Source organism: Aeromonas sp. MdU4 (assembly GCF_041929505.1).
In the GTDB taxonomy this organism is placed as follows: Bacteria; Pseudomonadota; Gammaproteobacteria; order Enterobacterales; family Aeromonadaceae; genus Aeromonas.
The window spans coordinates 17,386-37,343 of the sequence record NZ_JBHFMW010000027.1 but is presented as its reverse complement, the minus strand read 5'-3'; the positions used below and the strand labels follow the sequence as shown (position 1 = coordinate 37,343).

Here is a 19,958-nt window from a genome sequence, read left to right as displayed (position 1 = left end):
AAGCGTGAAAGTACCGTCTTTATGTGCAAAGAGGGGATAAATTACAAAAACACCTGTTTTCTCGACAGGGATCACTTCGGTAGCGGGCTATGAGTGGAAGAGGTAATCGCGTCTGTTTTGTGAGCGCAAACGATTCCATTGTGCGAAATGGTAGGTGAAGGTTTAGTCAACTAGGTAAGCTGTCGTCTTGATCTGGTGTAAGTGGAGTGCACCATCTTCCCATGGAAGCCTCCGCTCGAGGAAAGCGAGCAGGAATGAATCCTGCCGAACGATGAGAATAACAATATGAAAAAGTGGCTTGTTTGTTTATTGGGGCTGTTGGCCTTGACCGCTCAGGCGGTGGAGCGCCCCGCCTTTTCCCGTATCGTGATGTTTGGTGACAGCCTCTCCGATACCGGCAAGATGTACAAAAAGATGAAAGGGTATCTGCCATCCAGCCCTCCCTATTTCGAGGGGCGTTTCAGCAATGGCCCAGTTTGGCTGGAAATTTTGCAGCAAGAGCATTTTCCCGGACTGCAGTTGGTCAACGAGGCTGAAGGCGGCGCGACTGCCGTGGCCTATAACCACCTTGGTCGCTGGAATGGCTGGCTTGGAACCTATTCCTGGAATCCCAAGTATCAGGTGATCAACAACCTTGAGTATGAGGTCACCCAGTTCCTTAAAAAAGACCAGTTCCGCCCCGATGATCTGGTGGTGATTTGGGTGGGGGCCAACGACTACCTGGCCTATGGCTGGAACAAGGAGGAGGATGCGGATCGGGTGGTGACAACCATTCACACGGTAGCAAACGACCTGGTTTCAAAAGGTGTTAAACAGATATTGTTGTTCAACATTCCTGATTTGGGGCAAACCCCGTCGGCACATAGCATGCAGGTGGTCGACAAGGTACGCCATGTGGCTAAGTATCATAACCAGCGTCTGCAAGCACTGACCAACGAACTGGCTCCTGTTGGCATCGTTAAGCTGTTCGAGGTCGACAAGCAGTTTGACGAGATGATGCGTGAGCCGCAAATGTTTGGGCTGAGCGATACCGTGCATGCCTGTTTTGATGGCGGCTATGTGTGGAAGCCCTCTAACGACAAGCCTTCAGCCGTTGCCGAGGGACTCGCTTTGAGTTTGCCTGCGCAGTTGGCGATCGCCGGTAACCCGATACTGGAACAGGCTGTGGTGGGCTCACAGGTAAACCTCAGATCTTCCCTCAACTGTGATGAGCATATGTTCTGGGATCAGGTGCATCCGACCAAGACAGTGCATCGGGCACTGAGTCAGCGTGTTGCTGATTTTATCGAGCAGAACTACGAGTTTATCCGTCAATGATGCTTCCCGGGCCAGCGTTCTGCTGGCCCTTGTTTTCCCTGCATTCTTATTAATGCGTCTTTTTACGTCACAATCAGTTCAAATAACAAACGCTTGTTGCTGTTTTTGTAACGCAGTTGCGTTAGAGTGTTTTTTGTTAATTGATATCAGTGACTTGAAAATAGGCTAACGTTGATATGCTGCGATCGCTTTTTGGGTGGTTGCGCCTATAAGACGAGGTGATATCAATCAACCTCCTCCTACATAAAAGTTGCAGAGGCTCAGACATGAAAAAATCATTGATTACCTTACTGGTTACCGGTTTGTTGGCGGCCAATGCCCAGGCTGCCGGTCAGGACAACACTTGGTATGGCGGTGCCAAACTGGGTTGGTCCAATTTCTATGGCATTGATGAAAGCAACGCCCTGACGCTTGGCAATGAGACTAATGATGCTCTGGGTGCCGGTGTGTTTGGCGGTTATCAGATCAACAAAAATCTGGGGCTGGAGCTGGGTTACGACTACCTGGGCAATTACAAATACGATGCCACTACGACGGCTGGCGCTTTCAGTGATGAAGTAAAAGCACAGCTGGCTCAGCTGACCCTCAAACTGGGCTTCCCGGTGACTGATAGCCTGGATCTCTATGGCCGCGTTGGTGGTGGTTATGGCTGGGCGGATGCCAAGAGCGATGTCTTCAAGGATGACAGCCGCTTTGTTGTCGTAGGTGCTCTGGGGGCTGAATACGCCTTCAACCGCGACTGGGCTGCTCGCCTCGAGTATCAATACTCCACTCCGTATGGCAGCCATGACAACACTGGCCTGCGTATGGACAACGGCCTGCTCTCGCTGGGCGCCGTCTATCGCTTCGGTCAGGTTGCACCAGTTGTTGCGCCAGCCCCTGCTCCGGCACCTGCTCCCGAGCCGGTCATGGTCGAGAAGCAGTTCACCCTGAGCTCCGACGTGCTGTTTGACTTCAACAAGGCAACTCTGAAGCCGCAAGCCAGTCAGGCGCTGGACAGCCTCTACAGCCAGATTGAGTCTGCTCGTCCGAAAGATGGCGTTGCCACCGTGATTGGTTACACCGACCGTATTGGTTCTGACTCCTACAACCAGAAGCTCTCCGAGCAGCGTGCCCAGACCGTTGCCAACTATCTGGTTGGCAAGGGGATCCCGGCCAGCAAGGTCAATGTAGAAGGGCGTGGCAAGGTTTCCCCGGTGACCGGTGACAGCTGCGTCAGCAAGTCCAAGCGCGAGTTGATCGTCTGCCTGGCTCCGGATCGCCGTGTAGAAGTGAAGGTAGAAGGCGTTGCCGAGGCTCAGCAATAAGCCTCTGGCTCAGCCACTTGTGGATGGCGTAAGGGTCTAGCCCTGTAACCAGTGAAAAGCATCTAAAAAGGCCAGTCAGATTATCTGACTGGCCTTTTCATTTTCCTGGGCAAAGCATTCAGGGGGACGGTTAGATCAGGACGGTAGGGGCATTACCCGATTACGGCCAAGCTCCTTGGCCTTGTAGAGCAATTTGTCGGTCCGTTCTACCAGGCTGTCAGCACTCTCCTGGCCGTTAAATTCACCCACCCCGAACGAAGCTGTGATGTGATCAATGCGGCGACCCGACTTGCGATCGAGGATCGACATTCGCTCAATAGAGCGACGCAAACTTTCTGCCATTTGCCTGGTCAGCGCCAGAGAGCGGTGTGGGACGATCAGCGCAAACTCTTCTCCTCCCAAACGGTAGGCAGTGACACCCTCTTTGCAGGCCTCCCGCAGACGCTTGCTGAAGGCGCGTAGCACCTGATCGCCGAGCAGGTGGCCATATTCATCATTGAAGTTCTTGAAACGGTCGATATCGGCGAGGATCAGTGAAAAGGGGTGATGACAGCGGAGTAGCCCCTCCAGCTCCAGATCGAAGGCGCGCCGGTTGAGCAGGCTGGTGAGGGCATCCTCGTTGGCCAGTTTGCGGGTCTCGTTGAGTGCGGCCCGCAAATCCTTGATCTCTTTCTCTGCGTTGCTGAGCTGGTTGCGAAAATGCATGGTCGACATCCGCACATCCCGTGATTCGCGCACCAGATCCCGCAGGATCCCCATGGTGTCTTCCAGGCTGAATCCTTCGTCATCAATGCGGCTGAGCTTGTCAAAACTCTTGTCGAGCATCTCCTGAAACATGCCGGTATCGGAGATGGCATCCTGCATGGAGTGGCCCAGTTCGTTGGCCATGGCTGCGAGGTTGAGTTTCATCGCCTCCATCTGCTGCTCGTCCTGAGCGGCCAGATATTGGTGATAGAGTCGCTCGCAGGTAGTCAGCGAGCAGGTTCCCTGCAGCTTGACCGCCTGATCGATAGCCTGATTGAGCTCGGGCATGCTGGCCGAGACATAGTTGTACCAGAGGTGATAATTATCCGGCGTCGTGGGGATCTGGTACTTGATCATCAAGGGCACCGCCTGTTTGAGATAGGCAGCTGATTGGGCAAAAGTATCCTTACTCATGAGTTCTATGTCTCATCATGCCTGCGAACTAACGATAGTATGACAGAGAGATTGGCCAAAAGGCAGCCGATGGATGCCATTCGCCCCCCCCTCCGATATAATGGCACCGTTACCACCTACCCTAAGGCCTGCTTATGTCTCAAAAAGATCCTTTCCTCGAACGCGAGGCCGAAAAATACGATAACCCCATCGCCAGTCGCGAGTTGATTCTGGAGCTCATCAAGGGTCATGAAAAGCCCATGTCCCGTGAAGAGCTGGCCAAGGTCCTCAAATTGACCGATGAAGAGCCACTGGAAGCCTTGCGTCGTCGTCTGCGTGCCATGGAGCGCGATGGACAACTGGTCTTCACGCGCAACCAGTGTTATGCCCTGCCGGATCGTCTGAATCTGGTCAAAGGTTATGTACTTGGCCACAAGGATGGCTTCGGTTTTCTGCGTCCGGAAGGTGGTGGTCCGGATTTGTATCTGAACAACCGAGAGATGCAACGCCTGATGCATGGCGATTACGTGTTGGTGCAGCCGACCGAGATCGACCGCAAGGGCCGCCAGGAGGCGCGTCTGGTGCGTCTGCTCAAATCCCGTGAGGCAGACATTGTCGGCCGTTACTTCGTCGAGAATGGCGTTGGTTTCGTGGTGCCGGATGACAGCCGCATCGGCCAGGACATCATCATCCCGGAAGGGGAAAACAAAGGGGCTCGCCAGAGCCAGGTCGTGGTCGTGCGCATCAATCAGCGCGCCACAGCCCGCTTCAACGCGGTCGGTACCGTGCTGGAGGTGCTGGGTGAGAACATGGCGCCCGGCATGGAGATCGAAATTGCCCTGCGTACCCACGGTATTCCGCACACCTGGCCGGAAGAGGTGACCAAAGAGGTCGCCGGTCTGGGCGAACAGGTGCCGGAAAAAGCCAAAGAGGGCCGCATCGACCTGCGCGCCCTGCCGCTGGTCACTATCGATGGGGAAGATGCCCGCGACTTCGATGACGCCGTCTTCTGTGAAGCCAAGCGTGGTGGCGGCTGGCGCCTGTGGGTTGCCATTGCCGACGTCTCCGCCTACGTGAAGCCGGGCACAGCGCTCGACACCGAAGCCTATCAGCGTGGCAACTCCGTCTACTTCCCCGAGTTCGTGGTGCCCATGCTGCCGGAGGTGCTCTCCAACGGCCTCTGCTCGCTCAACCCGCAGGTTGACCGACTCTGCATGGTGTGCGAGATGACCATCTCCGCCGCTGGCCGGATGTCCGGCTACAAGTTCTACGAAGCGGTGATGAACTCCCACGCCCGTCTGACCTACACCAAGGTGGCGGCGATCCTCGAAGGGGATCCCAAGCTGCGCCAGCAGTATGACCCGCTGGTGGGCCATATTGAAGAGCTCAACAACCTCTACAAGGCGCTCAAGCATGCCCGTCATCAGCGCGGCGCGGTGGAGTTCGAGAGCGAAGAGACCCGCTTTATCTTCAACGCCCAGCGCAAGATCGACCGTATCGTGCCGCTGGTGCGCAACGATGCTCACAAGATCATCGAAGAGTGCATGATCCAGGCGAACGTAGCTGCTGCCCGTTACATCGAGAAGAACGAAGCCTCAGCCCTGTTCCGGGTGCACGACCGTCCGGGTGAAGAGCGTCTGACTGGTTTCCGTGACTTCCTGGCCGAACTGGGTCTGGAGCTCAAAGGCGGTCTCGAACCCGAGCCGAAAGACTTTGCCGAGCTGGCTGCCAAGTTTGAAGGGCGTCCGGATGCGGAGCTGCTCTCCACCATGCTGCTGCGCTCCATGCGTCAGGCCATCTATCAGGCCGACAACATCGGTCACTTCGGTCTGGCCCTGAAGTCCTACGCTCACTTCACCTCGCCGATCCGTCGCTACCCCGACCTCATTCTGCACCGCGCGATCAAGTATCAGACCGCCAAGGAGCAGCAGGCCAACCTCCGCCACAAGTGGACCCCGAGTGGTGGTTATCACTACCAGATGGAAGAAGTGGACCCGATGGGTGAGCACTGCTCGATGACCGAGCGCCGTGCCGACGATGCGACCCGCGATGTCGCCGACTGGCTCAAGTGCGAGTACATGCTGGATCACGTGGGTGACGAGTTCGACGGCGTGATCGCCAGCGTCACCGGCTTTGGTTTCTTCGTCCGTCTGGCCGAGATCCATATCGACGGTCTGGTCCACGTCAGCACCCTCACCAACGACTACTACCAGTTCGACCCGCTGCACATGCAGCTGATCGGCGAGAACTTCCGCCGCCGCTACCGTCTGGGCGACAAGGTCCGGGTCAAGGTGATGGGCGTGAATCTGGACGATCGCAAGATCGACTTCGTGATGGTGGAAGAGCCGCTCAAGGCCACCGGCAAGAATGCCAAAGAGATGGCGCGCAAGCAGGCCGAGATCAAGAAAGAGAAGGCCAAGAGCGCTCAACGCCACGAAAAACGCAAAGAGGGCAAGGATACCGGCAAACCCGCCAAGGGTGGCCGCGCCAAACCCAGTAACAGACGACCGAGCAAAAAGGCTCGCGATAAGGCCAAGAGCACTAAATGAGTACTGAACTGATCTACGGCATTCACGCTGTATCCGCGCTGCTTGAGCGCACCCCGGAGCGTTTCATCGAAGTGTGGGCCCTCAAGGGGCGGGATGACGACCGGCTGCAACCCCTGCTGGCCGAGCTGGAATCCCTCGGCCTCAAGGTGCAGAGCGTGAACCGCAAGACCCTTGATGACAAGGCGGAAGGCAATAATCACCAGGGCATCATGGCCAAGGTGATCGAAGCGCCCAAGCTGGCCGAGCACGATCTGGCCAGCCTGCTGGACGAGTTGGCTGCACAAGAGAGCCAGCCCTTCCTGTTGGTACTGGATGGCGTGACCGACCCGCACAACCTCGGTGCCTGCCTGCGCAGCGCCGATGCCGCCGGGGTTCATGCGGTGATCGTACCGCGCGACAAGGCCACCGGCCTGACTTCGGTGGTACGCAAAGTCGCCTGTGGTGCCGCCGAAGTGGTGCCGCTCATTCAGGTCACCAACCTGGCCCGCACCATGCGCGAGTTGCAGGAGCGTGGCGTCTGGATCGTCGGCACCGCCGGTGAGGCCGATCACGACCTCTATCAGGCCAAGCTGACTGGCCCGATGGCGCTGGTGATGGGTGCTGAAGGTAAAGGTATGCGTCGCCTGACCCGCGAGCACTGCGACGAGCTGGTAAGCATCCCGATGGCGGGGGCGGTATCCAGCCTCAACGTCTCGGTGGCGACCGGCGTCTGCCTGTTTGAAGCCGTGCGTCAGCGTCGCGGTTAACCATGCTGACCGACAGACCTCCCTTCGATTGGGCGCAGGTCGCAGATAAAGAGGAGGCCGCGCGCCTCCTCTCTTTTGCCCGTCCGCTGACCCTCAGCCCGAAAACCTGCCTTTGGCACGCTGGCGACAGCCCGGATCTGCTGGTCAGGGTGGAGCAGGGGCTGCTGCGAGCCAAGCTGGTGCTGGAGGATGGCCGCGAGTACATCAAGGAGTTCTACTGGGAGGGGGATGATTTTCTCGACTTCCACCATCTGCTCAGTGGCGAGCCGGCCCGTTACAGCGTGGAGGCGCTGGAGCACTGCCGCCTGCAGCTGTTCAGTCTGGCCGACTTGCGCCAGCTGCCCGGCTGGCCGCGCTGGTACCAGCACCTGCTGGAGGTGCAGCTGCGCATCAAGGAGGAGAAGGAGCAGTTGCTGCTGACTGGCAGCCCGCAGGCGCGCTATCAGCACTTTCTCGACAGCTTTCCCGCACTCGATGCCAGAGTGCCCGACCACCAGATCGCCGCCTATCTCGGCATTACTCCCATCAGTCTTAGTCGCATTCGCAAGCGGTTGAAAGCGCTGAACAAGGAGTAGTGTCGCCGATGCGCCATGAGGGCTGTGTTGCCACCAGATTTCAGACCTTTCATACAGTGCGCCTTGGCATCAAGCCCGCCAGTCGGCCTGAGCCGCATTTGCAAACGGCTGAAAGAACTTAACAAAGGTTAATGCAGGGCGCGGGCGCCACGATTATGCTGGCAGGCCGAACTGATAAGGAGTTGCCGATGAACTGGATCCTGAAACCCTGGTCTGAACTGACCACTGACGAGTTGTATGAGTTGCTGGCGCTGCGGGCCGAGGTGTTCGTGGTGGAGCAGACCTGCCACTTTCAGGATCTGGATGGGCTCGATCGCCGCGAAGGGGTTTGGCACCTGCTCGGCTATCAGGGCGATCTGCTGGCCGCCTATGCGCGGATCATGGCGCCCGGTATTAGTGATGAGAGTGGCGCTGCCATCGGCCGGGTGGTGACCTCACCCAAGGCGCGTGGCGGCGGTCTCGGTCATAAGCTGATCGGCGAGGCGGTGCAGGCGTGCGAGGCGCGCTGGCCTTCGGATAGCATCTGGTTGGGGGCGCAGGCCCATCTGCAAGGCTTCTACGGCCAGCATGGCTTTGTGGCCGAGGGAGAGGGATATGTCGAGGACGATATCCCCCATATCGGCATGCGCAAGACGGTGGCCTGACAGGCTGGCAGATTCGTTGCCCGGATCGGGCGATGGCTCCGCAGGGCGCCTGACGGGCAAATTCATGCTCAGATGACCGGATGAGGGTCACTATAAGTTTCGGTTAGGGCATTCAGCTAAAACCCATAAATTAAATTTATAGTGAGCCGTTCTGGCTGCAAATAGCCCAGCAACGGCGGTGACGAGCCCGGAGCGACACTGCTCCGATTTGCCAGATGCACAGAATGCAGAAGGGCCATCCCGCGGGATGGCCCTTCTTGTTAGCGTCTAGCTATCACTTCTTCTTTTTCTTCTTGGCTGCTTTCTTCTTGCCATCGACCGGCTTTTTCTTCTTCACTGGCACCCGCGCCTCTTTATGTTTGGGGCGCAGCTCGTCGATCACCCGGCGCTTGAGGCGCTCTTCGGTGTAGCGTTCGATCTTGGCGACCATCGCCATGTCGTGAGCTTCCACCAGACTGATGGCACAGCCACGGTTGCCAGCGCGGCCGGTACGGCCGATCCGGTGGACGTAAACATCGGCGCCGTAGGGCATGTCGTAGTTGATGACATGGCTGACGTTCGGCAGGTCGATGCCGCGGGCGGCGACGTCGGTGGCGATCAGGAAGGGCACTTCCCCGGCGTGGAACTTGCGGATCGACTCGACACGCTTGCTCTGCTCCATCTCACCGCGGATCCAGGCACAGGGTACGCCTGCGGCTTGCAGCTGACCGGAGAGTTCCGCCAGGCGCTCGCGGGTTTTGACGAAGACGATGGCTTTCTGGGTTTCCGGATCTTTCAGGATATGGATCAGCAGGGCCAGCTTGTGGGCTGCGTCATCGGCCAGATGTACCCACTGGGTAATGGGGCGACGTTCGCTGCGCGGCGGTTCGGCGTGCAGCTCAACCGGATCTTTGAGGATCTCGTTGGCGAACTTCTCCAGGCCAGCTCCTTCCAGAGTGGCGGAGAAGAGCATGGTGTGTTTGCGGTAGCGCGCCTCGGCCACGATGCGGTTCACATCCTTGATGAAGCCCATGTCCAGCATGCGGTCGGCTTCATCGAGAACCAGTACTTCGATGTCGTGGCTCTCGAACTCCTCTTTCTCGATGTATTCGAGCAGGCGGCCCGGGGTGGCGACCACGATGTCGGTGGTCTTGGTCAGGGCGGGCAACTGCTCATCGTGGCTGACGCCGCCGATGATGGTTTCGATGCTGAGGTTGGTGTGGGCCGCCAGCGCCTTGGCGTGGGCAGTGACCTGCAGCGCCAGCTCGCGGGTCGGGGTCAGGATCAGCATGCGGCAGGGGCCGGGCTTGCGGCGTGGGAAGTCCAGCAGGTGCTGGAGCGCAGGCAGCAGGAAAGAGGCGGTCTTGCCGGTACCGGTCGGAGCGGATGCCAGAATATCGCGACCGTCCAGGGCTGGCTCCAGCACCATCTGCTGGATGGTAGTGGGGCGGGTGAATCCCATCTCGGCCAAGGCCCGGTTGAGGGCTGGGTGCAGGTCGAAATCATCAAAGGACTGGCTCATGGCAATACTCGGTCATTAAGGAAACGGCAGATTATAGGCGATTATCTCGTCGGCTCCTATGGTGAGAGTGGCTTAGTCGCTATAATCGCCAACCATTTTTGCAGATGACGGGGGCCAGATGGGACGTAGTCGCGGATTTACCTTCAAACAGTTCCATATCAATCATGATCGTTGTGCCATGAAAGTAGGTACCGATGGCATCCTGCTCGGAGCCTGGGCCCCGCTCGAACAGGCGCGGCGGGTCCTCGATATTGGCACTGGCAGCGGCCTCATTGCGCTGATGCTGGCCCAGCGCAGCAGATCTGACTGCCGCCTCGATGCGGTCGAGCTGGATATTAATGCGGCGAGTCAGGCCCGGGAAAATGTCGCCGCTTCTCCCTGGGCCGATCGGGTGACCATCATAGAGAGTGCCATTCAGGATTATCAGGCCGCCCCCTACGATCTCATCGTCTCCAACCCCCCCTATTTCGTGGCAGGCCAGTCATTTCGCGATCCGGCGCGGGCGTTGGCCCGTCATACCGGCGCCCTCGACAGTCACGGATTACTGGCGGCTTGCAATCGTTTGCTGGCTCCGGCGGGGCAGGTGGCGCTGGTGCTTCCTGTGGCCATGGCTGATGAAATTTTATGCATCTCGGCAGATTATGATCTGTATGGCGTTTGTTATACAGCTGTTATCACCAGAGAGGGTAAAGAGGCAAATCGTGTTTTATTGCTACTTGGTAGAGGATTAAACAGGTGTGAGAGGGGGGAGATTGTGATCCATTCTGCTGAAGGAGGCTATTCCAACAGATATATCCATCTGACCAACCCCTTCTATTTGAAGATGTAAATTTCGTCTTGAACTATTTTTTCACGCCATTATGCTGGTTCCAGATCGAGCACCCGCTTCAGACCAGCTAAAACCACTGGTTAAGATGAAAAATCAAGCGGGGCTCTTTTTTTTACTCCCCTGAACACACTGGTCGATGACCGATAAAAACTATAACAAGCAATAATTTACAAGACAGACGAGGTTGAACTTGAAGAAATCACTCACATTGTCCGATGTCCTCGGATTAGGGTTTATGACCTTCGCCTTCTATTTGGGCGCCGGTAATATCATTTTCCCGCCGTTGGCCGGTTACCTGGCCGGTGAGCACCTCTCCCTGGCGATGCTGGGTTTTCTGGTCACTGCAGTAGGTCTGCCCCTGGTTACTATTCTGGCTGTGGCGAAAGCCGGTAACGGCTGGGCGGGGATGACCAAGCTGCTGCCTGCCGGCGTGGCTACTGTACTGGCGGTTGCCATCTACATCATCATCGGCCCGGCCTTTGCTGCACCCCGTACCGGCCTGGTGGCCTACGAGATGGGTCTCAAGCCTTTTATCGGTGATATGGGGCAAATGGGTTTGGCTATCTATACCGTGATCTTTTTTGGTGTCGCCATACTGGTCTCCATGAACCAGGGCAAGCTGATGGATGCCATCGGCAAATATCTGACCCCGGTGTTGATGTTGCTGTTGCTGGCTCTGGCTGTCGGGGTATTCGTGGCGCCGCAGGGCACCATGCCTGATGCGTCCGGTGACTATCAGAACAGCCCCTTGGTGAAAGGGATCCTGGAAGGCTACAACACCATGGATACCCTGGCGTCCCTGATGTTCGGTGCACTGATTGTCGACCTGCTGCGCCAGAAAGGGATCAATGACTACGAGAGTCAGTTCAAGTATCTGGCCATCGCCGGTCTTATCTCCGCCACCGGTCTGTGTGTGGTCTACGTTTCCCTGTTCCGTCTGGGGAACACGGCTGCTGGTGTGGCGACCGATATCAGCAATGGTGGTGCCATTGTCAACGCCTATGTGCTGAGTCTGTTTGGTCAGCCTGGTCAATTCATTCTGGCCGCCATCATTACCCTGGCCTGCTTCACCACCGCCGTGGGGTTGATCTCCGCCTGCTCTGACTTCTTCCATAACCTGACCGGTATGGCTTACAAGAAGCTGGTGGTGTTGCTGGGCGTCATCTGCGCCGTGGTTGCCAACGTAGGTCTGAGCCAGCTCATCAGCCTCTCCATCCCGGTGCTGGTTGCCATCTATCCGGTTGCTGTTGCGCTGGTGCTGGTCACCTTCCTGAAGGGTTACTTTGGTCGCCCCCGTCTGGTATTCCGTGCCGTGCTGGTGGTTGCCTTCCTGTTTGGTTGCCTGGATGGTCTGGGTGCAGCTGGCATGAAGATGGATGCGTTTGCCTTCCTGCCGCTGTTTGACAAGGGTCTTGCCTGGTTGATGCCGACCTTGCTGGCCTGTGTCGTGGGGATGGTAGTTCGTCCAGCCGACAAGCTGGCTGTCGAAGCAGCCTGATCACTCTGACTATTGCTGTAACAAGAGCCTGCCTTGCGCAGGCTCTTCTGTTTTCTGGGTGGCCATCTTCGGCAGCATGATGTTCGGGCATCCTGTGCCATCAGGTTACCCAAGGTGATGAAGCTGCCATCTTCCCCTGCTTTGTTGCATCCCATCTGCTTGGGGATTAATTCTGGTCAAGCATGGCATTTCAAGATATTAATGTGTGATTGAGTTCAAATATCTCTTATTTATGCTCAAGTGACGCTCTCGTCCGGTTATCCGGACCATGGATGAAATGAAAGGTATTGTTGTCAGGTTATCTGCCAGGCAGTGGGTGTAATCAACAAGAACAAGCTGATAAGGCAGATGAGGTTGGGTTTGACGAAATCATTGAAATTGTCCGACGTATTCGGATTGGGGTTTATGACGTTTGCCTTCTATTTGGGGGCTGGCAATATTATTTTTCCACCGCTGGCAGGTTTTATGGCCGGTGAACATTTGTTAGCTGCTATGGTCGGCTTTCTACTGACCGCAGTCGGACTTCCTCTGCTCACTCTGGTCGCGGTTGCCCGAGGTAGTGCCGGGCAGGGCTGCAGTGGTTTGACAGCGATGACTCGCTACCTGCCACCCAGTGTGGCCACTGCACTGGCCATTGCCATCTACATCATTATGGGACCCGCCTTTGCAACGCCTCGCACCGGTCTGGTGGCTTATGAAATGGGGCTAAAACCCTGGCTGGGCGAGGCCGGCCAGAACGGATTACTGTTCTACAGCCTGATCTTTTTTGCGCTGGTCATGCTGATGTCGTTGAATCGTGGCCGGTTGCTGGATGCGGTGGGCAAGTACCTGACGCCAGCCTTGATGGTAATGCTGTTGATCCTGGCGATCGGTGTGTTTATGACTCCGCAGGGTGGTATGCCAGAGGCCAGCGGTGAATATGTCGAGGCCCCGCTCATCAAGGGGATGCTTGAGGGGTATAACACCATGGATACCCTGGCCTCCCTGATGTTTGGCTCGCTCATTATCGGCTTGCTGCGCCGCAAGGGCATCGAAGATTACCCCAGTCAGTTCAAGTATTTGACTATGGCGGGTCTGATTTCGGCGACAGGTCTTTCGGCTGTCTATATTTCCCTGTTCTATCTGGGCAACAGTGCAGAGGGTGTGGCGACCGACATCAGCAATGGTGGTGCCATTGTCAACGCCTACGTGTCGAGTCTGTTTGGTCAGCCAGGACAGCTCATACTGGCTGCCATCATTACCCTGGCCTGTTTTACCAGCGCCGTCGGCTTGCTCAGTGCCTGTGCTGACTACTTCCATGGTCTGGCTGGTTGGACATATCGCAAGTGGGTCCTGCTGATGGGCTGCGTATGCGTGCTGGTGGCCAACGTAGGCTTGAGTCAGCTGATCACCCTCTCCATTCCGGTGTTGGTGGCCATCTATCCGGTGGCTATCGCGCTGGTGCTGGTCACCTTCCTGAAGGGGTTCTTTAGTCGCCCCCGCATGGTGTTTCGTGCCGTGTTGGCGGTTGCCTTCCTGTTCGGGTGTCTGGATGGTCTGGGTGCTGCGGGCATGAAGATGGATGCATTCGCTTTTCTGCCGCTGTTTGACAAGGGACTGGCCTGGCTGATACCAACCCTGTTGGCTTGTGGTCTCGGCATGCTGGTGAGAGCCCGTGCAGAGCTGGCCGCAGAAGCTGCCTGACGCAGAATCTGTTGAATAGCAAAGAGGCCAGCATATGCTGGCCTCTTTTGTGAGTGGTGCACCGAGTTTTCTCACGCTCTGACGGATCAGATTTGCGGCTCTTCCGGCTTGGGCTTTCCTGCCAGACCATACCAGTGGGTTTGTACCCGCCCGGCATGCCACTCGACGGTGCCCCAGGGCTGTTTGGCTTGCCAGCGCGGGAAGTTGATGAGTACCCGGTTATCCTCGTATTTGTAGAGGGAGGTGCTGATCTGGATATCCGACAGGATCAGCAACAGGGCCCAGCAGATGAAAATCCATTTCAACGCTTTCCACATAGAGTTACTCGAAACAGATTTCGATGGTGGCGCGACCGTAATCTGATTCGAACGGCATCATGATCTTGGTGCCATCAGCCCGGTGGGTGATGGTGTGGTTGGGGCCGGAGACGATGACCGGAGTGGCCATGTCAAATTCGTAACCTTTCTCGCCAAGCATCCGTTTGGCGCCACCGGTAACCATATTGGTGATCTCGCCAACCATGTCGGTCACCTCTTCGTTGATAGTGGCAGGGGCCTCCCCCAGCATGCGGCGCATGATCTCCAGCGCCAGTCCCTTCTCGAAGCTGATGGAAAGCGAGCCACGGGTTTGCGGCCCGACCATGCCGATCAGGCCGGATACATCACCGCGAGCCAGTTCGTCCATCTTGCGCTTGGGTTTGCCCGGTTTGAGTTCCAATTGTGCCATGGTGGAGAGCACATTGAGCAGGGATAGCAGGAACGGGTTTACAAAATCAGCCTTCATGATGACTTCCTACAGTGGGCGTACAGCGAGCACATTGACCATGTGCCTCTATCGTCTTATTGGTAATAGTAAAACCATGGAGATGGGCTTGCTCGGAAAACGCGCTATCGATCGCCGGGTCATGCAGCTCGACCACCTCGCCACACTGGTCGCAGATAAGCAGCTGCATCGGGTGGGCATGGTCGAAGTGACAGCAAAATATGAAGGCGTTGAGCGATTCCACCTTGTGGGCAAAACCCTGTTCGAGCAGGAAATCGAGTGCCCGATAAACGGTTGGCGGCTTGGCATTGGCTTCAGTTTGCTGCAACTGGGCTAACAAATCATAGGCGCTGATGGCGTTGCCGTGTGCCGCAAGCAGGCGAAATACCTGACGTCGGGTCGGGGTGAAGCGGATCCCTCGCTGTACACAGAGTCGCTCGGCTCGTTGTAAAAGTTGGTCTTGATTCATGATCGCGCAGATACCCTTTCTATTAGCCGGATACTATCACAGGGCCTCGCATGGCGCGGCGACAAAATTCATTTTCTGGGGCTGCTTCACGTTGTGATAAAATCCGCCCCTTTCTTTAGCCAACCCGGATGATTTTTATGCAGGCGCAGCGTTTTTCCATCGCCCCCATGCTGGACTGGACCGATCGGCATTGCCGTTATTTTCACCGTCTGATGAGCCGCCAGACCTTGCTCTATACCGAAATGGTGACCACTGGTGCCATCATCCACGGCAAGGGGGATTATCTGGGTTACAGCGAGCAGGAGCATCCCATCTCCCTGCAGCTGGGCGGCAGCAATCCCGCCGATCTGGCGCGCTGTGCCAAGCTGGCCGAAGAGCGCGGCTATGACGAAGTGAACATCAACGTCGGTTGCCCCTCCGATCGGGTGCAGAATGGCCGCTTTGGAGCTTGCCTGATGGGCGAACCGGCGCTGGTGGCGGACTGCGTCAAGGCGATGCGCGATGTGGTCGATATTCCGGTGACGGTGAAGACCCGTATCGGTATCGACGATCAGGACTCCTACGAATTTCTGCAGGCCTTTATCGAGCAGGTGCGCGACGCCGGTTGCGATACCTTCATCGTCCATGCCCGCAAGGCGTGGCTGAGCGGCCTGAGTCCCAAGGAGAACCGCGAGATCCCGCCGCTCGATTACCCTCGCGTCTATCGGGTCAAGCAGGATTACCCGGATCTCACCATCGCCCTCAACGGCGGTGTCACTTCCATGGAGCAGACCCTCGAGCATCTGCAGCATGTTGATGGTGTCATGATGGGGCGTGAAGCCTATCAGAACCCCTATATTCTGGCGCAGGTAGACAATCTGGTGTTTGGTCAGAACAACGCCGTGCCGAGCCGTCACGAGGTGGTGCGGATGATGCTGCCCTATATCGAGCAGGAGCTGGCCAAGGGCAACTACCTCTCCCACATGACCCGCCATATTCTGGGGTTGTTCCAGAACATGCAGGGTGCTCGCGCCTGGCGCCGTCATCTGAGCGAGAACGCCTGCAAACCGGGCGCCGGTATTCAGGTGGTGCTGGATGCCATGGCCAAGGTGCCGGAGTTTGCCGCCAGCGAGCAGGGCGCATAACGGCGCGGTTTGGCAAAGCGAAAAAAGCGCGTCTTGTGACGCGCTTTTTTTATCTCAATCGGCCGTGAGCAGAGGCTCAGCTGGCGGGCTGGAAGTTGTGGATCTCCCCCTCTCTCGGGGCGAGGCGGGGATCTCTGTCGCGAGCCTCCTCGATTTGCTGCAGGGCCTGGCAGAAGCTGCCCGCCTTTTCGTACTCCTGGCGGGCGAGGTCGATAGCTCGCTCGGCCTGCCGCCGTGACATCTTGTCCGCCTTGCGATCGCTGAACTGCTGTTGGTGGTGCAGCATCCAGTCGACAAAGGCTTGCTGGCAGTGAGATTCACTCTCTGCCCGGGCTGGCAGCGTCCAGAGCAGGGGGAGCAGTAACAGGTAACGCATGATGAATGGTGAGCGAGTGATGATGCGGGAAAGCGGGCATTCTATGTTTGAATCCGGGATATGAATAGCATCAATAACAGGGCCGCCAATCGGCGGCCCTCGTTGTTTCAGCGCTGGATGCCAGCTCAGTGTTTGACGATATAGAGCTGGCGGCTATAGGCCACATCTTCCGGGTTGTTGATAGGGTAGCCCTTGAGCCAGGGCTTGATGAGCCGGGCGTTGGTGTACTGATAGATGGGGGCGATGGGCGCCTGTTGCTCAAGGATGCTCTCCGCTTCATCAAACAGCCGGCTGCGGGCACCGCTGTCGCGGGTGGTGGCCGCCTTGCTCAGCAACTGGTCATAGGTCGCATTGGCAAAGCCGGTCATGTTGCCACTGTGGTGAGATCCCCACAGACCGAGGAAAGCTGACGGATCGTTGTAGTCGGCCACCCAGGAGGATCGGATCACTTCGAACTGGCCGCTCTGGCGGCTGTCGAGATAGGTTTTCCACTCCTGATTGGTCAGCTCCACCTGGGCGCCCAGCTTCTGCTTCCACATATTGGCAATGGCGAGCGCCATCTTCTTGTGCACTTCCGCGGTGTTGTAGAGCAGGGAGAGCTTGAGCGGTTTGTCCGGGCCGTAACCTGCTTCCTTGAGCAACGCCTGTGCCTTGTTGTCCAGCTCCTGCTGGCTGCTGCTTGAGAGCAGATTGGCCTTGGGCTCGAAGCCCGCAGTCACATCCGGGGTGAAGTGGTAGGCCGGCTTCTCACCGGTACCGAGCACCTTGTCGGCAATCAGGGCACGGTCGATGGCGTAGGAGAGCGCTTTGCGCACCCGCACATCGCTCAGCGGTGGCTGGCGGGTATTGAAGGCGTAGTAGTAAGTGCCAAGCTGCATCGGGGTGTAGACCTGCCCCGGGATCTCTTTCATCAGCTTGTCGTACTGCTCTTTGGGGAAGGACTCGGTGATATGGAGATCGCCAGCCAAGTAGCGTTTGGTGGCGGCGGTCTCTTGATTGATCGGCATGAAGATGACCCGCGTTAGCACAGTGTGTGCCTTGTCCCAATAGTGGGGATTGGGGATCAGATCCAGCTTTTCGTTGACCACCCGGCTGCTCAACACAAACGCACCGTTACCGACGAGCTTGCCGGGCTGGGTCCACTGGTTGCCAAATTTCTCGATGCTGGCCTGATGCAACGGGGAGAGGCTGGGGTGGGTCAGCAGGCTCAGGAAGTAGGGCACTGGCTGAGAGAGGGTCACCTGCAGGGTATGGTCGTCGAGTGCCTTGACTCCCAGCTCGCTGGCGGGCAGTTTGCCTGCCATGATCTCGTCCACCTTGTCGAAGCGGGCCAGTTGGGCAAACCAGGCAAAGGTGGCCGCCTCCTTCGGATCGACCAGTTTGCGCCAGCCATAGACGAAGTCGCCCGCCTTGACCGGATCGCCATTGGACCAGCGCGCATCCGGGCGCAGATGGAAGGTGAAGAGCTGGTTGTCCTTGTTCTCCCAGCGCACGGCAACGGCGGGGACGGGTTTGCCATCCGGCCCCTGGGTCAGCAGCCCTTCGAACAGATCCCGCAACACCTGCAACTCGGGCAAGCCGACCAGCTTGAGCGGGCTGAGGCTGGCCGGTTCATCTTTCAGGTGGCGAACCACCACCTGTTCGGTGGCGAGTTGTGTTCCGGCAGGAATATCGGCAGCATGGACTGCGCTGCAGCCCAGCAGGGCCAGCAAGGGGCTCCATCCTTTCATGGGTCGGATCCTTCAAATAGTGTGAAGCGGGGAGAAAACTCGGCGAGAAAATGTCGCCGACAGACGGGAAATCATGATATCCCGTTTGCTGGTCAGACCGCCAGCATTCGGCTCTCATCCTCAAGTGAGGGGAAGGGGGTCGTTGGCGACCCTGCAGTTCAATGTGGCGAGGAGTGTCAAACGATGAAAGCATGGTTATTGCTGGCCTGTGTTTTGAGCCAGGGGGCCTGGGCGCTGGCCCCGTGCCAGCGCGACACTGGGGTGGGCAACTGGTGCGAGATCGGCATCGAGGCCCTGCATCCGACTCAGGGGGGGGTTGGTCAGATCCAGGTGGATGAAACGCAGGCCGCTTTGGTTGGCATGAGCGCAAAACAGCTCGACAAGTTGATGAAAAAGAAAGAGATCCCTGTGGTGATTGCGCCGGATGGCGGTTACTGGCTGGTCGATAGACACCACCTGACTAAAGCGCTGTGGCAACAGGGGCTCAAGCAGGTGCGGGTCAAGGTGATCGGTCGGGTGCAGGATAAAGACAATTTCTGGAGCCAGATGCAGAACAACAACTGGGCCTGGCTCAAGGATGAGAAGGGGCAACCGTTGACCCCTGAGCAATTGCCGAGCAGTGTCGACAAGCTGCCAGATTACCCCTATCGCACTCTGGCCGGGTTGCTGCAGAATGCGGGCTATTTCAGCAAGAGTAATCAGGTCTATTTCGTCGAGTTTGCCTGGGCCAGCTGGCTCGGCAAGCAGATGCAGTGGATGCCGGTGGATAGGGCCAATCTGGCGGCCCGCCTGCAGCAGGCCAAACGACTCGCCTGTGGCAGCGATGCCAAGGATCTGCCCGGTTATCCCGGCAGACAGTGCAGCCTCAATCAGTCGAAAGCGGCAGGTTGACGGTCAAACCATGAGAGAGGGCGACCCGCGGGTCGCCCTCTTTTTATGTCGGTCTGCGCGTTATTGCGTCGCGTCTGGCACAGAAGCCTGACTCTGCCAGGTGGCGGCAGCTTGTTCGAGCAGCGCCACATCACCTTGCTGGATCAGCGGCAACAGGGCATTGACCTGTTCGTCCGGCCAATCCCACCAGGCGAGGGCCTGCAGCCGGGCTATCTCGCTCTCGGTAAAGCGCATCCGGACTATGGCCGCTGGCGTGCCCGCCACCATGGCATAGGGCGGCACATCTTTGGTGACCAGCGCCCGGGCGGCGATGATGGCGCCATCGCCGATGGTGACGCCGGGCATGATCATCGCCTCCATACCGATCCAGACATCGTTGCCGATGCGGGTATCGCCGGCAGGGCGGTAACTGCGCTTGAGCGCTTCCAGATCAGCAAACGGATAGGTGCTGATGAAGGCGGTGTTGTGGGTGTGGTTGCCGCCCATGATGATCTTCACCCCGGCGGCAATTTGCACGTAGTCGCCGATATGGAGCTGGTCGATATGCCACAGCGGCTCCCAGCCGGTATCGGGATGGCGGCTGAAGCTGTCGCCATAGAGGTAGCGCACCACCTCCTGTTCGAAGGGACCATCCCAGGCGCCCGAGTAGTAGCTGTGTTGCCCCTTGAGGCGGATGTTGGGGTTGCTGACCGTCAGATGCAGGTATTCGACCTGTGACCAGTGCTGGCAGGTTTTCATCTTGGTACTCCTTTGTTGGATGGATTTAATTGGTTGCGTTCGATGGCGCGCAGCTAATAGATCCAGACCAGCATGCGGGGCA

General features: G+C 57.6%; 19 protein-coding genes. 11 read left to right on the top strand and 8 right to left on the bottom strand.

Annotated elements, in window-relative coordinates:
• Positions 1-285: 285 nt before the first annotated feature.
• A complete protein-coding gene (locus tag ACE1BR_RS16210) occupies positions 286-1,317 on the top strand; it encodes an SGNH/GDSL hydrolase family protein (RefSeq protein ID WP_374872042.1) in 1,032 nt (343 codons plus the stop codon).
• 266 nt (positions 1,318-1,583) lie between these two features.
• A complete protein-coding gene (gene ompA, locus ACE1BR_RS16205; RefSeq protein WP_374872040.1) occupies positions 1,584-2,624 on the top strand; it encodes a porin OmpA in 1,041 nt (346 codons plus the stop codon).
• Between the two features lie 135 nt (positions 2,625-2,759).
• On the opposite strand, the gene ACE1BR_RS16200 is transcribed toward ompA, so the two are convergent.
• Entirely contained in the window at positions 2,760-3,782 is a 1,023-nt protein-coding gene (locus ACE1BR_RS16200) for a GGDEF domain-containing protein (RefSeq protein WP_374872038.1), read from the bottom strand.
• 134 nt (positions 3,783-3,916) lie between these two features.
• On the opposite strand from ACE1BR_RS16200, the gene rnr reads away from it, so the two are divergent.
• The 4 genes from rnr (at position 3,917) to ACE1BR_RS16180 (ending at position 8,275) form a co-directional block, all read left to right on the top strand.
• Entirely contained in the window at positions 3,917-6,310 is a 2,394-nt protein-coding gene (gene rnr, locus ACE1BR_RS16195) for a ribonuclease R (RefSeq protein ID WP_374872036.1), read from the top strand.
• Positions 6,307-7,056: a 23S rRNA (guanosine(2251)-2'-O)-methyltransferase RlmB gene (rlmB, locus tag ACE1BR_RS16190; protein ID WP_374872034.1), complete on the top strand. Its 750-nt coding sequence runs from the start codon at positions 6,307-6,309 to the stop codon at positions 7,054-7,056. Before rnr ends, rlmB begins: the two co-directional genes overlap by 4 nt.
• 2 nt (positions 7,057-7,058) lie before the next feature.
• Entirely contained in the window at positions 7,059-7,631 is a 573-nt protein-coding gene (locus ACE1BR_RS16185) for a Crp/Fnr family transcriptional regulator (protein ID WP_374872032.1), read from the top strand.
• A 188-nt stretch (positions 7,632-7,819) separates the two neighbouring features.
• Entirely contained in the window at positions 7,820-8,275 is a 456-nt protein-coding gene (locus ACE1BR_RS16180) for a GNAT family N-acetyltransferase (protein WP_374872030.1), read from the top strand.
• Positions 8,276-8,549: 274 nt separating this feature from the next.
• Here the strand turns inward: ACE1BR_RS16180 and srmB are convergent, their stop codons facing one another.
• Positions 8,550-9,776: an ATP-dependent RNA helicase SrmB gene (srmB, locus tag ACE1BR_RS16175; protein WP_374872028.1), complete on the bottom strand. Its 1,227-nt coding sequence runs from the start codon at positions 9,774-9,776 to the stop codon at positions 8,550-8,552.
• A 118-nt stretch (positions 9,777-9,894) separates the two neighbouring features.
• Between srmB and ACE1BR_RS16170 the strand changes: the two genes are divergently transcribed.
• From ACE1BR_RS16170 to brnQ (ACE1BR_RS16160), 3 genes are all read left to right on the top strand, one after another.
• Entirely contained in the window at positions 9,895-10,605 is a 711-nt protein-coding gene (locus tag ACE1BR_RS16170; RefSeq protein ID WP_374872026.1) for a tRNA1(Val) (adenine(37)-N6)-methyltransferase, read from the top strand.
• Positions 10,606-10,795: 190 nt separating this feature from the next.
• Positions 10,796-12,103, top strand: coding sequence for a branched-chain amino acid transport system II carrier protein (gene brnQ / locus ACE1BR_RS16165; RefSeq protein ID WP_374872024.1), 1,308 nt, complete (start codon positions 10,796-10,798; stop codon positions 12,101-12,103).
• A 405-nt stretch (positions 12,104-12,508) separates the two neighbouring features.
• Complete coding sequence (brnQ, locus tag ACE1BR_RS16160) at positions 12,509-13,786, top strand: branched-chain amino acid transport system II carrier protein (RefSeq protein WP_374872240.1); 1,278 nt, start codon at positions 12,509-12,511, stop codon at positions 13,784-13,786.
• An 86-nt stretch (positions 13,787-13,872) separates the two neighbouring features.
• On the opposite strand, the gene ACE1BR_RS16155 is transcribed toward brnQ (ACE1BR_RS16160), so the two are convergent.
• Genes ACE1BR_RS16155 through zur form a run of 3 tightly spaced genes read right to left on the bottom strand, consistent with a single transcriptional unit; the run spans position 13,873 to position 15,017 of the window.
• A complete protein-coding gene (locus tag ACE1BR_RS16155; RefSeq protein ID WP_374872022.1) occupies positions 13,873-14,103 on the bottom strand; it encodes a hypothetical protein in 231 nt (76 codons plus the stop codon).
• 4 nt (positions 14,104-14,107) lie between these two features.
• On the bottom strand, positions 14,108-14,569 hold the full coding sequence (locus ACE1BR_RS16150; RefSeq protein WP_374872020.1) for a chemotaxis protein CheX: 462 nt from the start codon (positions 14,567-14,569) through the stop codon (positions 14,108-14,110).
• Positions 14,559-15,017, bottom strand: coding sequence for a zinc uptake transcriptional repressor Zur (gene zur, locus ACE1BR_RS16145; protein ID WP_374872018.1), 459 nt, complete (start codon positions 15,015-15,017; stop codon positions 14,559-14,561). The genes ACE1BR_RS16150 and zur overlap by 11 nt, the downstream gene beginning before the upstream one ends.
• Before the next feature lie 137 nt (positions 15,018-15,154).
• On the opposite strand from zur, the gene dusA reads away from it, so the two are divergent.
• The gene (dusA, locus tag ACE1BR_RS16140) at positions 15,155-16,141 is read left to right on the top strand and encodes a tRNA dihydrouridine(20/20a) synthase DusA (protein WP_374872016.1); all 987 of its coding nucleotides are present in this window, start codon (positions 15,155-15,157) and stop codon (positions 16,139-16,141) included.
• A 76-nt stretch (positions 16,142-16,217) separates the two neighbouring features.
• On the opposite strand, the gene ACE1BR_RS16135 is transcribed toward dusA, so the two are convergent.
• Both ACE1BR_RS16135 and ACE1BR_RS16130 read right to left on the bottom strand, forming a co-directional pair.
• A complete protein-coding gene (locus ACE1BR_RS16135) occupies positions 16,218-16,517 on the bottom strand; it encodes a hypothetical protein (RefSeq protein WP_374872014.1) in 300 nt (99 codons plus the stop codon).
• A gap of 125 nt (positions 16,518-16,642) precedes the next feature.
• Positions 16,643-18,247: an ABC transporter substrate-binding protein gene (locus ACE1BR_RS16130; protein WP_374872012.1), complete on the bottom strand. Its 1,605-nt coding sequence runs from the start codon at positions 18,245-18,247 to the stop codon at positions 16,643-16,645.
• A 183-nt stretch (positions 18,248-18,430) separates the two neighbouring features.
• Here ACE1BR_RS16130 and ACE1BR_RS16125 point away from each other — a divergent pair, with 183 nt between their 5' ends.
• Positions 18,431-19,138, top strand: a complete 708-nt coding sequence (locus ACE1BR_RS16125; RefSeq protein ID WP_374872010.1) for a ParB-like protein — start codon at positions 18,431-18,433, stop codon at positions 19,136-19,138.
• Between the two features lie 60 nt (positions 19,139-19,198).
• On the opposite strand, the gene ACE1BR_RS16120 is transcribed toward ACE1BR_RS16125, so the two are convergent.
• Positions 19,199-19,876 carry a CatB-related O-acetyltransferase gene (locus tag ACE1BR_RS16120; RefSeq protein ID WP_374872008.1) on the bottom strand — a complete coding sequence of 226 codons (678 nt, stop codon included), beginning with the start codon at positions 19,874-19,876 and terminating at the stop codon, positions 19,199-19,201.
• Positions 19,877-19,958: the final 82 nt, after the last annotated feature.